The sequence below is a fragment of the Paenibacillus sp. Soil766 genome, assembly GCF_001428105.1.
Lineage (GTDB): Bacteria > Bacillota > Bacilli > Paenibacillales > NBRC-103111 > Paenibacillus_E.
Window position 1 is genome coordinate 56,296 of record NZ_LMSJ01000015.1, and the last position, 12,311, is coordinate 68,606.

General features: G+C 48.6%; 9 protein-coding genes and 1 riboswitch. Of the genes, 5 read left to right on the forward strand and 4 right to left on the reverse strand.

Translation table 11 applies throughout. The features are described 5' to 3' along the window. Positions 1 to 14 precede the first annotated feature (14 nt). The 3 genes from ASG89_RS13070 to ASG89_RS13075 all read right to left on the reverse strand — a co-directional run bounded on the left by ASG89_RS13070 (position 15) and on the right by ASG89_RS13075 (position 4,563). Positions 15 to 1,349, reverse strand: a complete 1,335-nt coding sequence (locus tag ASG89_RS13070) for a 5'-deoxyadenosine deaminase (protein ID WP_057311152.1) — start codon at positions 1,347 to 1,349, stop codon at positions 15 to 17. A 74-nt stretch (positions 1,350 to 1,423) separates the two neighbouring features. Continuing rightward, a riboswitch (purine riboswitch) is annotated at positions 1,424 to 1,523 on the reverse strand. Between the two features lie 374 nt (positions 1,524 to 1,897). Continuing rightward, positions 1,898 to 2,035 (reverse strand): hypothetical protein, encoded by a 138-nt coding sequence (locus ASG89_RS36365; RefSeq protein ID WP_157276638.1) that lies wholly within the window; start codon positions 2,033 to 2,035, stop codon positions 1,898 to 1,900. Between the two features lie 425 nt (positions 2,036 to 2,460). Further along, positions 2,461 to 4,563, reverse strand: coding sequence for a multicopper oxidase family protein (locus ASG89_RS13075; protein ID WP_057311153.1), 2,103 nt, complete (start codon positions 4,561 to 4,563; stop codon positions 2,461 to 2,463). Between the two features lie 307 nt (positions 4,564 to 4,870). Between ASG89_RS13075 and ASG89_RS13080 the strand changes: the two genes are divergently transcribed. The 4 genes from ASG89_RS13080 (at position 4,871) to ASG89_RS13095 (ending at position 9,829) form a co-directional block, all read left to right on the forward strand. Then, complete coding sequence (locus tag ASG89_RS13080; RefSeq protein WP_047679716.1) at positions 4,871 to 5,071, forward strand: cold-shock protein; 201 nt, start codon at positions 4,871 to 4,873, stop codon at positions 5,069 to 5,071. Between the two features lie 90 nt (positions 5,072 to 5,161). After that, positions 5,162 to 5,389, forward strand: coding sequence for a cold-shock protein (locus ASG89_RS13085; protein ID WP_028555205.1), 228 nt, complete (start codon positions 5,162 to 5,164; stop codon positions 5,387 to 5,389). 129 nt (positions 5,390 to 5,518) lie between these two features. Then, positions 5,519 to 6,970, forward strand: coding sequence for a M23 family metallopeptidase (locus ASG89_RS38455; RefSeq protein WP_057311154.1), 1,452 nt, complete (start codon positions 5,519 to 5,521; stop codon positions 6,968 to 6,970). A 528-nt stretch (positions 6,971 to 7,498) separates the two neighbouring features. Continuing rightward, positions 7,499 to 9,829 carry an ATP-dependent DNA helicase gene (locus ASG89_RS13095; protein WP_057311155.1) on the forward strand — a complete coding sequence of 777 codons (2,331 nt, stop codon included), beginning with the start codon at positions 7,499 to 7,501 and terminating at the stop codon, positions 9,827 to 9,829. A 70-nt stretch (positions 9,830 to 9,899) separates the two neighbouring features. On the opposite strand, the gene ASG89_RS13100 is transcribed toward ASG89_RS13095, so the two are convergent. Further along, a complete protein-coding gene (locus tag ASG89_RS13100) occupies positions 9,900 to 11,063 on the reverse strand; it encodes an iron-containing alcohol dehydrogenase (protein WP_057311156.1) in 1,164 nt (387 codons plus the stop codon). A gap of 180 nt (positions 11,064 to 11,243) precedes the next feature. On the opposite strand from ASG89_RS13100, the gene ASG89_RS13105 reads away from it, so the two are divergent. Continuing rightward, positions 11,244 to 12,305, forward strand: coding sequence for a GGDEF domain-containing protein (locus tag ASG89_RS13105; RefSeq protein ID WP_057311157.1), 1,062 nt, complete (start codon positions 11,244 to 11,246; stop codon positions 12,303 to 12,305). Positions 12,306 to 12,311 lie beyond the last annotated feature (6 nt).

Sequence of the window (12,311 nt, forward strand, 5' to 3'; positions counted from 1 at the left end):
CTGCGCCACAAGCCTCAGCGCAGGTTCGCCCGATTCAGCAACCGCTGAATCGAGCGGTTCGCTTCGGGCAGGACGATGTCCTTATCAACCGTCCGCAGGATGCGGTTTTCCATGACGATCCGACCATTGATGATAGTCGTTTCGACATCAGCACGCGTCGCCGAGTAGACGATGCGCGAAATCGGATCCACGTCGTAAGACGGATACGTGTGGAAGTTGTTGAGATCGAGGATCGCTAAGTCGGCTTTCTTGCCGACTTCGAGCGAACCGATCTCATCCGCCATACCAACGGCACGAGCGCCGCCGATGGTCGCCATGCGGAACACCGTCTGCGCATTCATCGCCGTCGGTCCGTGGACGGGCTTTTGGATGAGCGCAGCGAGCCGCATCTCGTTGAACATATCGAGATTGTTGTTGCACGGCGCACCATCCGCCCCCAAGCTGACGGAGATGTCCAGCTTGAGCATCTCCGGCGTCTCTGCGATCCCTGATGCCAGCTTCAGGTTCGAGCCAGGGCAGTGGCTGACATGCACGCCGCGCTCGTGGATGATGCGTTTCTCTTGTTCATCGAGCCAGATGCAGTGCGCCAAGATCAATCTTTCGTTCGCTAAACCGAGATGATCGAGGTAGACGACGTTGCGCATGCCCGTTTCGGCTTGCACGATCTCGATTTCACCGAGATTTTCAGAAGCATGTGTGTGTACCTTGACGTTGTACTGTTCCGACAAATTGCGCACCTCGCGCAACAGCTCTTCCGTACAGGAGATGACGAAACGCGGAGAGAACGCGTACTGGATGAGACCATCGTGATACCCATGCCATTTTTCCAGCAAATCAACGCTCTGTTGAAGCGAATCTGTCGTGTTTTCCTGTAAGGCGAAAGGAACTTCGTCCCCTTTGTCCATCATTACCTTGCCTGACAATGCCCGAATGCCGCTCTCAGCAATAGCCTGAAAAGCAAAATCCGTATGGTGCACCGTCTCCATATCTACAATTGTTGTGGTCCCGCTTTGGATGAGTTCACCAATGCCGAGCATCGCCGAATAGTAGATCGACTCCTCGTCATGGGAGGCTTCGAGCGGCCAAATCCGCTTTTTCAACCAATCCATAAGCTCGAGATCGTCCCCTTTACCACGGAACAATGTCTGGCACAGGTGAATATGCGTCTGAATAAATCCGGGAATGATTGTGCGATTCTTAGCGTAAATAATTTTATCTGCATGTGTAGGGTTCAAATCTGGCCCGATCGCAGCAATGCGGTCATTTTCGATCAGAATATCCCCTGTCAGGATGTCTCCGCTCCGATTCATGGTCACGATCTGAGCGTCTTTAATTAAAATCGTTGTCATCAATCAAAACCTCCTACTTTACTATGTTATGAACATGTAGGCACAAAAAAACTAGCCATGAAAAATATGCCTGTTTCTCAGTGCACATTTTTCGTAGCTAGAAATTTACGGTTTCTAAGTAGAGACCCTTAATCCAATTATTAAGGTTATACGAAAGAGGTCATATGCAATTTGTCGTGCCTTCCTCTTTTAGAGTAAACTGCCAAAGCATGTTTTGTCAAATGTGTGTAAGTTAATGTGACATGCCCTCCCTCTTTTTTGAAAAAACGGCTTCCAATCTTGTCGAAATGGTGAAAAACAGTCACTCTGAATCATTCGACGTTGCACTTCCAAAGGAATTCGATGTTGTGATCCCCTGATCGTAAACGAGAATGTGAATCTTCCGTTGAATTAGCCTAATCGTTTATCTACAATAAGTTGGAATTCACGGTATGCACATCGCCTAAATCCCCATCACTCCATCTGGACTCATTAGTAAGTCAGCATGGCTGCTCCCTTCATTCTCCGACTGTGGACCTAGTAACACGGCCCCTCTGGCATCGCAAATATCACATCATAGTGTCCTCCTGCTGCGAGGAGAAGATCTTGCCTAGTAGATCTGTGGGTCCATATAGGTTCGTTCCATCAATAGCTGCCAATTGAAAAACGGTTCCTACTAACGTAAACGTCAATGGTGAATTATCCATCTAAATACTGCTCACGCGAAACGGTGTACCCTGCACAATTCGTTGGATTCAGCGCTTATTCGAAGCACTGAAGGAAATCGTGTTCGATGTGCCATCTGCGGTTGTATAGGTGTGTGCAGCACTTGGGATGTCTAGTACATTTGGCTTAATTTCAGCCAGATCCAGAGCACCGCAGCAGCAGCTAGGACGGTGGCAAAATAAGCATCTTCACCGGCATTTTCAGCACAATGTGCACAAGCACCTGACCTAGTAAAAAGAAGGCGAGTAGCCACGAGGACCTGTGACGCAGCAATTTTTACCCTAATCCATAGGCTGAAAGGCCAATTTTACAGGCAGCAGTAGAATGCAAAAAAAAGGCCGCAGGAACTAAATCCTACGGCACCAAATAGAGCTTTTATCATGAATTTAGTTCCCCGGTGCAACATTTATTCCGGATGATTCTGTGTGGCACTTCCAACCGAGAATGGCGTTGTAATCCCTTCATACATCAAATGCATCGACATCCCTGCGGCTGCATGCACGAGATTATGGCAGTGATCCATCCATAGTCCAGGATTATTAGCAACAAAAGCGACCTCATACGTTTCCCCGGGCTGAACATCTAGCGTATCCGACCACCATGGACTGCCTGTGGAAGGCTTGCCATTACGTGAAAGCACGAGCACATGATGACCGTGCAAATGCATTGGATGCTCGACATTTCCACGATTAACGAACGTCGTTTTAACCAGATCCCCTTCCTTCACCATGAACATCGGCGCATCTGGGAATACTTTTCCGTTCAACGTATAAAGGAAATCGAAATTTCTGTTATAGAAACCCAGTTTATTATCCAAAATCAATGTGAAATCTCGATCAAATGGGCTGTTCGCATCAAAAGGTGTGGTCTTCGGACTTCCATAAGTAAGCGGATCGAAAACTACGGTTTGCGGCAGCTCGGGAACATTCCCTTGGCCGTCAGCTGACAGGAGAATTCCCCCTTTTTTATTAGTGCCCACATTCAAATATACAGGATGATCCGGCATAAGAAACGTGAGATCAATTCGTCCGCCAGTTGGCACAATGACACGTGTATTGGTCAAGAGATCCGGCTTATTCAAGTCTGTCCCATCGATAGCAGTCACTTCAAAAGGAGTACCCACTAACGTATATGTTTGATTGATCCAATCATCGGTGTTGATGAGTCGCATCCGGACAGGCGTCCCAGGAGCGACTGCTTGACGATCTAGCTCATCATTTGCGCCAATAGCGAACGTATTCTTCCAAAGGTGGGTCATAACCGTAATATCTTTGAACGGAATTGTAAATGTTGTTGGATTTGCAGCCTCTTTGGGCTCTACGATCAACGCTCCAAAAAGCCCTTTGCTGACCGATTCTCTCGAATCCTGATGGGAATGGTACCAGAAGGTGCCCACCTGCTCAGCGCGAAAACGGTACGTATAAGTTTCACCTGGCATAACCGCATTTTGTGTGGCTCCAGCTACGCCATCTTCGGCGTTAGGTACATCTAAACCGTGCCAATGGGCGGTCACACCAACATCAATATCTTCGTTCGTTAGCGTGACTTCAACGAGTTCGCCTTCTTTCATACGAAGCTCAGGGCCAGGGAGTTGACCGTTATAGGTCCAAGCATCCACCGTTTTGCCAGAGCTGAGTGTGACTGTTTTTTTCTGCGCTACGAGTGTATAACGACGATCTGGTGTCCCTTCTTTCGGGCCAGTTAGGTCGGTAACAGACACCATACCCGCCATAGCGGTCATATCATGATGAGCATGATCCATCGTGGCAGCCCCACCGCCGTAATCAAGCGTTCCGCTCGCCATGTCGATTTCGGCTGGGAGTACGCTTTTGTCCATTGCAAATGTAATTAAATAGAAACCGATACCAGCGGTCACGATGAGAACGCCTGTCATGGCACCAAAGCGCGCCAATAGTCGAGGTGCTTGATAGTTAGCTGCTTTACGAACTTGCTTAGCACGCAGCGCATGTCTCGACCAAAGTCCAGCTGCTAAGATAATAAAGATTGCGAGCGGAATTGTGATTTCTAACCAATGGAAAGGAACAGGTGGCACGAATGTGAAATAAAGTGCCGTTACTGCGCTAAGCACAGCCAATTGATAAGGAAATATTAGGCCAGGACTTGCGGCTCTTTGGAACATTTCAGGTGCAATCGTAGTTTCACTCTCAGCTAAACTTTGTTTGGATAGCGAGCGAAGCTTTAACAGCTTAGGAACGGCTACGAACCATATGCTCAAAAGAGGAACAACGACTAGCGGCGCCTGCAGGAAGATGCGGTCCTTCCAGAAAATCGGATCCATGTTCATCTGCAGCCAGATGATCGCAGCTACAATTGCTGCTGCAGGAATGGTTGGAAACCATGCCCAGAAAAGCAACTTGCGCGTCTTGCGGTGCAGCTTCTCTAAGCTGCCGCTGTACAATAATCGGGACGCCTTGACACTTCCGATCCATGTGAAAATAACGAATAATACACTTACGGCTAATATCGTTTGAATACTTGCGTTATACACGTTAAAAACCCTCCTAAACTCGATACGTCAAGTATAGTCCCCCTGCCCTGCGCATCAAACCGTCTTGAGACCAAGGGGCAACCTAGACTAAAGTTGGGGAGGCATTTTTAAAATTTAGATTAGTAAAGTCTGGAAATAGTTTGCGTTTTCATAAACGGTGTGTTATGATAAATCCAATCGACAAATAGAACCTGAATTCACATATTGTAAAGGGTTTTCATTTTTGTTAGTGAACCTTATACAATGTGTGAATTTTTTCTCTTTGAAGAATAAAAAACATGTTAATAATTTTTGGAGGTATTTCACAATGGCTACTGGTACAGTAAAATGGTTTAACGCAGAAAAAGGTTTTGGTTTTATCGAAGTTGAAGGCGGCAACGATGTATTCGTTCACTTCTCCGCAATCCAAGGTGACGGTTTCAAAACTTTGGACGAAGGTCAATCCGTTGAATTCAGCGTAGTTCAAGGTAACCGCGGACCACAAGCAGAAAACGTTGTAAAACTGTAATATAATTAAAAAGACTGCCTTTACTTAAGTAATGGCAGTCTTTTTCAATTTAAAGCTAGCTGACGCTTAGTACTCTAAGGAGGTTTATCCATGTATTCCAGAAAAAAGTCGCTTGAAGAGATGCCTCTAGAAAATGTGACGGTATGGTCTTGTGAAAATGAAGGCTGTAAAGGCTGGATGCGAGATAATTTTGCATTCGATCACGTGCCGACATGTCATTTATGTCAGTCCACAATGATTCGAAGTGTCAAGTTACTTCCATTAGTTAATAACACGAATAGTGATCAGAAAACGCTCAAAAAGGGCGTACAAATATAGCGTCATAGAGCCCGGAGACATAACAGTCTTCGGGTTTTTTGTGTTACCATGAGAAGAGTGGAAATCAGAGGGCGGAGTCGTCTTAACACAGAGACAACCTGTCGTCATTCAAGGGAGGTAGGAACGTCTGTGAGACCGAGAAAAAGGCGTCAATGGCCACTGCTGGCTGGCGCTTGCATCCTTGCGGCTTGTGTGGTGATTGTTTTTGGTAAGTATCCGTTTGAATCATCCTCCACATTGCATACAAATGTACCTGACACGGTAGCAGCAACCCCTGTGCCAACCCCAACCCCTCGTGTAACTGTGGAATTCCGTATGCTCGATTTAGATCGAGGCTGGGTGAAATATGCGGACGGACTGGTACAAACGACAGATGGCGGCGCGCATTGGCAGGAAGTTGCCGGAACGGAAGTCCCTGTGGATGGTGGGACTGAAGTGATGGGGAGTGAAACGATTGCGAAGTTGCTGACCTTGGAAGCAGGTTCTGGCAGTACGTTAGGTTCGACAAGCACCGCTGGTAATTCGGGAGCGGCTGGAGTGACAGCGGGAGCGGAGACACTCTCCAAAAGCGTGGCTTCCGTTACGATGAATGGGACCACCTTGGCTGTGAAACAGTCCCAATTCGTGACACCGAAGATTGGTTGGGTGCTTTTATCCCAAACGACGGATAGTAAAAATCCTCTCCTCCTCACCGTGGATGGCGGTCAAACCTGGATAGACGGCATGACAGAGGACGCGAAAGCGATCATGCTAGCGGAGAAAGCCCATTTGGCACAGCTCAAAGCGGAGGCTTTGCTCTATAAGGATGAAGCTGGCGCGAAAGCAGTTATGGGCGCTAGTTGGAAGCTCATACCGGATCAGGCATCTCCGGGAGACATCGTGCTGGTGCGCCATAAGGAGCCGGGCAGCATTGCTTGGCAAGGCAAAACCTACACACTTCAACCTTATGAAGCGGGATACTTCACGTATTTGCCAATCGCGATGAGTGTGAAGGCTGGCACGTATCCGATTGGTGATCAGACGCTGACCATCAAGGCGAAGAAGTTCGAGACGCAGTATTTGAAGGTTACTGAGCAAATGGAAAGCATGAAGCAGGACACGACGCGTATCAACGCCGATCAGAAGAAGATCGATCTGGCGCGCAGTAAGTCAGAGCCAAGGTTTTTGTTTAGCGGACCGTTCGTGAAGCCGGTCGAGGGGATTTTGACCACACCGTATGGGTACACCCGTTATGTGAACGGGAAATACGACAGCGCGCATATGGCCCTTGATCTGGCCGCCAAAGAAGGCACGCCGATCAAGGCGACGAACGATGGAGTTGTAGCGCTAGCGGAGCTCCTGTATTTGACCGGCAATTCCATCTACATTGACCATGGGATGGGGCTGTTCTCGCAGTACGCGCATCTCTCCGAGCTGCGTGTCAAACCTGGCGACCGCGTCAAGCAGGGCGACATCATCGGGCTCGTCGGTACGACGGGTTTCTCCACCGGGCCGCATCTGCATTTTACCTTCTGGGCGCATAATATTCAGGCCAATCCGGACTTGTTTTTTAATACAACCCCGTTTCAGTGGGTGAAATGATCGTGAAGCGAGACATCAACAAGACATCGCCCCTTCTGCGTATGAGCTAGGTTCGTCGTGGAGGGGTTTTTGGTGTGGGGAGATGCGATATTGCCTAGCTTTCGAGCCCCCCCGCCAACTAGCTCAACAAACGAATCAAGTTACATCCCCCGCTAACTAGCTCAACAAACGAATCAAGTTACATCCCCCGCTAACTAGCTCAACAAACGAATCTTTTGATGATTTTCTTGCTGAATCGGGACTAAATGATGATATTAGCTGTACAAAATCCAGTTATTTTGCCAGAGAGTGAGGTGGAGGTGGCGCGAGAATGAGAAAGAGCCGAGGAATTAGGGAGGAAGGCGCAGAGAAGCAAAAGAATCGGGGAGGAAGAAGTAGAGAAGAGGAGCATGAGAAGTCAGATGAGGGGGCGAACCAGGGGTGAATTATACAGGAGGAGCTAAGTCAGTGCACAAGATGGGGCTAGTAGTGTTTCACTAACTCACATGGTATAATAAGGAACAAATGTTCTCGAAATGGAGACGTGGCATGCTACCTCTTGTTCAGATATCAGTTCGTTCGCTTGTGGAATATGTGTTTAGTAGTGGTAGTATTGATACGGAATTTCGGTCGAGCAAGTCACTGAGAGACGGAACGAAGGCACATCAGAGACTGCAAAAGCAATACGGAGAATCCGACGAGCATGAAGTGTATGTGTCTGCGGAGATCGCGTATGAGGGGCTTTTATTTGTCATAGATGGGCGTTGTGATGGGCTGCTTAGGCAGGCGGATAGCGGCATGCTAACGGTGGACGAAATCAAGTCGACTTCTGGAGATATTGCGCGGATTGAGGAAGAATCGTACCCTGTGCACTGGGCACAGGCAATGTGTTATGCGTACATGGTGGCCCATGATCGCGGGCTCAGTCAGATGCGAGTTCAGATGACGTATACACAAGTGGATACGGAGGAGACGCGGCATTTTGTGAAGGAAGTTGCATACGAAGAGCTTGAGCGGTTTGTGCATGAGGTGATTCAGAGCTACTACCCGTACGCACAAGTGAAGCACGACAACGAGCAGCGCAGGAATCAGAGCATCAAGGAGCTGCAGTTCCCTTTTCCACAGTATCGTGAAGGGCAGCGCAAGCTGGTAGGGGCAGTGTACAAAACCATCCAGGACGGGCACAAGTTATTTGCTAAGGCACCGACAGGTATAGGAAAGACGATGTCGACGCTTTTTCCGTCGGTGAAAGCGATGGGGGAGGGAGATCTGCAGCGGTTTTTCTATTTGACGGCGAAGACGATTACACGTACGGCGGCGGAAGAAGCATTTTACCTATTGCAGGACAAGGGCTTGCAGCTACAGGTGGTTACGCTAACCGCGAAGGAGAAAGTGTGTTTGAAGGACGAGGTCAAGTGTACACCGGCACACTGTGAGTTCGCGGATGGCTACTATGATCGAGTGAATGAGGCGGTGCTGGATCTACTCAGGCAGGAAACGGTGATGACACGTTCGGTGATTGAGACGTATGCACGGAAGCACCGCGTGTGTCCTTTTGAGTTCTCACTGGATGTGGCCTATGCGGCGGATGCGGTGATTTGTGATTATAATTATATTTTCGACCCGAGGGTGAATCTGAAAAGGCTGTTCGAGGAGCAGAAGCGCCATACGACGCTGCTGATCGATGAGGCGCATAATTTGGTGGATCGAGCACGGGAGATGTATGCAAGTGAGCTGCACAAATCGGTTTTCCTTACACTGCAGCGAGAGTTCAAAGGTGTGAGTAAAGAGGTCCATGATACGGCGAAGGCGATAAATACCTACTTCATAGCACTCCGTAAGCAGGTGGGAGATCGTGAGATGATGGTGGAGTCGGGGATGCCGGAATCGTTGTTGTTGCATGTGGAAGCTTTTATTGCGGTAGCTGAAAAGGAATTAGCGAGATCGGCCGGCGGAAGCGGGGCGAGTACGGTGCTTTTGGATGCGTATTTTGGCGCGCAAAACTTCGTGCGCATCTCGAAGTTGTATGACGAGCGGTATGTGACGCTCGCTGTGAATGACCGGAACGAGGTCAGTGTGAAGCTCGTGTGCCTGGATCCATCTCATCTGCTGCGGCAGATGGGGAAGGGGTATCGGGCGCATGTGTTTTTCTCGGCGACGCTGTCACCCCTGTCCTATTTCATGGACACGTTAGGAGCAGGTGAGGACGATTATTCTGTGACGGTGCCGTCGCCTTTTGCGAAAGAACAGCTGGAGGTTTTCGTGCAGCCGCTTTCGACCCGTTATCAGGATCGGGAACACAGTCGTACGCAGATTGCTCGTTCGATCTATGAGCTGGTAGCCAGACGAGCGGGTAATTACTTGGTGTTTTTTCCTTCGTATGCCTATATGAGCAGTGTGTATGAATCTTTCACGGATCTGGTAGGTGAGGCGGAGGAAGCGTCTCAGCTCATCAGTGTACTCGTGCAGCAGGCCAAAATGACGGAGGAGGAACGAGAGCACTTCCTATCGGCTTTTCAGGCGGGGGCAGAGACGACGTTAGTGGGGTTCGCGGTGATGGGGGGCATTTTCTCCGAGGGCATTGATCTCGTCGGCGACCGTTTAACGGGCGTCGTTATTGTGGGGGTTGGGTTACCGCAACTGGGACCGGAACGCAATTTAATCAAGGATTACATGGAAAGAACGGGCAAAAACGGTTACGACTACGCCTATGTCTACCCTGGCGTAAACAAGGTGCAACAGGCTGGCGGACGGTTGATTCGCTCCGAATCGGATCACGGTGTGCTGCTTCTGATCGACGATCGCTACCTACAACCGCGCTATCAGCGTCTGCTGCCGGAAGAGTGGCGCGACTATAAGGTGCTCCCTGTGCAGCGTTAAAATCGCAACGCAAAAAGCCGCCCCCAAGGTTACTGTACCTTGAAGTGCGGCTTATTCATGCTGACTATGCTTATAGCGACATCTGATAAATCTTCACGACATCCGCGCGAGTCAGCTTCTGGAAATTACCAAAATCGCCGTATATCATGGCTTTATCGGCCATAAGCTCGATGCTAGATGCGTCGATGTTGTAATCAGCTAACCGGCTCGGTGCGCCGATGCTGGTGAAGAACGCACGTAATGCCGCGATGCCTTCCTCGGCAATTTGCTTGTCGGATTTGCCTGCGGCATCGATGCCAAAGACGCGCTGCGCGAACTGCTTGAAGCGTCCCACGTTGGCATCGAGGTTGTGGGTCATCCAGTTCGGGAAGAGAATGGCCAAGCCGCCGCCGTGCGGGATATCATGGACAGCAGAAACCGCATGCTCCAGGTTGTGCGTCGCCCAATCCCCGCGGATGCCCATGCTTAGCGTGCCGTTCAGGGCCATAGTGCCGCTGTACAGAATGGTTGCGCGGTGCTCAAGGTTGTTCAGATCCGCTAACAGAAGAGGAGCCGTGTCGATAACCGTACGCAGAATCGTTTCACAGAACCCATCCTGAACGGGGGAGTTCGTCCCGTGATGGAAGTATTGCTCGAATACGTGAGACATAATATCGACCATGCCGTATACGGTTTGGTTTTCAGGCAAGGATGTTGTATGAGCTGGGTCGAGGATAGAGAATTTCGGATAGGAAAAAGGACTTCCCCAACCAAGTTTATCTTGCGTTTCCCAATTTGTGATGACAGAACCGGAGTTCATTTCGGAGCCAGTCGCAGCAATTGTCAGTACGGTGGCTAACGGAAGTGCGCCTGTTGCTGCTGCTTTGCGCGTAGCGATATCCCAGAAGTCGCCATCGTACTTAGCGCCAACGGCAATGGCTTTCGCACAGTCAATCACACTGCCGCCACCCACTGCAAGGATGAGGTCGATGTTGTTACTACGACATAGGGCTACACCGCGATGGACGGTTGTTAATCTTGGATTGGGCTCAACACCGCTAAGCTCTACGATGGTTGTTTCAAGTCCTTGCAAGAGATGAAGGACCTTGTCATAGAGGCCATTGGCTTTGATACTGCCGCCACCATAGACGAGTAAGATATTTTTCCCATACTTAGGGACTTCAGTTGTTAGTTTTTCTAATTGACCTTGACCGAAATGCAGGGTAGTTGGATTATGGAAAGTGAAATTATTCATGATCGTACCTCCTCTAACATAACTGGGTGCACAAGTGCCCCTCTTACTATTGTATAGTAACCACCTGCTAAAAACAAAATTGGAGGCGAATTCATGGTTCGAGTGCGTGCAAGAAGGACATAGGGACAATTTATAGAATGAATAAGGAGAAATGTCATCTGGTTGGGATGTGAGTGCGGCATGGTGAAAATAAGAAAGTCTGACCATATCTTAGAAATTGCATATAGTTGTGTACGTTGGTTTCTTCTTGTTGCTTCAACCTTTGTGTATCTGAACTATTACTACAGTGATTCGCAGAATCTATTGTTTTTTCTAATTATGTTTGCAGTTGCTGTTCTGTATATGGCAACTACGGAGTTTGCCCTTCATTTTACTCCTATAGCTTCTAGCTTTTATCGTAAGGTGACGCGAATAGGTGTCATTATGGATTATTTCTCTTCTATCGCCATTATCGCAATCACAGATGGGACTCAAAGTCCACTTCTCCCAATAACTTACTTGGTTATTCTTCACGCTTCGCTCTACTGGAGTTTCCGAGGATCCATGGTGGCAACGGGGATGATCATTATCGGATATTGCTTCGTAGTTGAGCTAGTGGATGGCGGGTTTCTTCAAGATGATCTGCCTCGACACTTTTTTAATGTTGTCTTCCTACTTATGATTGGTTTCATTGGGGGCATCATTGTAGCAAGGGAGCGAAAGCATTTCGTTGAGAAGGGGATTTTTGAAAATTTGGCGAAACAAGATTATTTGACGGGGCTTTATAACCATCGAAGCTTTCAAGAACAGATGAGAGAGGATATTGCAGGTAAACAACCACTCACGCTTATGTTGGGGGATATTGACTATTTTAAGCAAATCAATGATCGCTACGGTCATCAAGCAGGTGATACGGTTTTGAGGGAGATTGGCAGCTTATTAGAGACATCCATCCCGAATACACAAGGCCGTGCCTTCCGCTATGGTGGTGAGGAATTTGCAATTATTCTATATACGGATTGTCGGCAGAAGGCGACGGAGCTTTATCAATTATTTCTGGATAAGCTGCGAGCCAAAGTATTTGAGCATGGCAAAGATGCGTTTCAAGTTACGATGAGCTTCGGGGCAGCGCTTCGTGATCGGGGACAAAGTAAGTCGGAGTTGGTCACCGCGGCTGATGAATTACTATATGAAGCGAAGACACATGGCAAAAATCAATTGCTATGGGCTCGTGTCGAAGGGTATTTATCAGAACAGCATTAGTTAATC

Bases quoted from the DNA above. Each gene is read 5' to 3' on its own strand.
- ASG89_RS13080 (WP_047679716.1), top strand. From the start codon at position 4,871: ATGGCTACTGGTACAGTAAAATGGTTTAACGCAGAAAAAGGTTTTGGT.
- ASG89_RS13085 (WP_028555205.1), top strand. From the start codon at position 5,162: ATGTATTCCAGAAAAAAGTCGCTTGAAGAGATGCCTCTAGAAAATGTG.
- ASG89_RS36365 (WP_157276638.1), bottom strand. From the start codon at position 2,035: ATGGATAATTCACCATTGACGTTTACGTTAGTAGGAACCGTTTTTCAA.
- ASG89_RS13095 (WP_057311155.1), top strand. From the start codon at position 7,499: ATGCTACCTCTTGTTCAGATATCAGTTCGTTCGCTTGTGGAATATGTG.
- ASG89_RS13100 (WP_057311156.1), bottom strand. From the start codon at position 11,063: ATGAATAATTTCACTTTCCATAATCCAACTACCCTGCATTTCGGTCAA.
- ASG89_RS13070 (WP_057311152.1), bottom strand. From the start codon at position 1,349: ATGACAACGATTTTAATTAAAGACGCTCAGATCGTGACCATGAATCGG.
- ASG89_RS13105 (WP_057311157.1), top strand. From the start codon at position 11,244: ATGGTGAAAATAAGAAAGTCTGACCATATCTTAGAAATTGCATATAGT.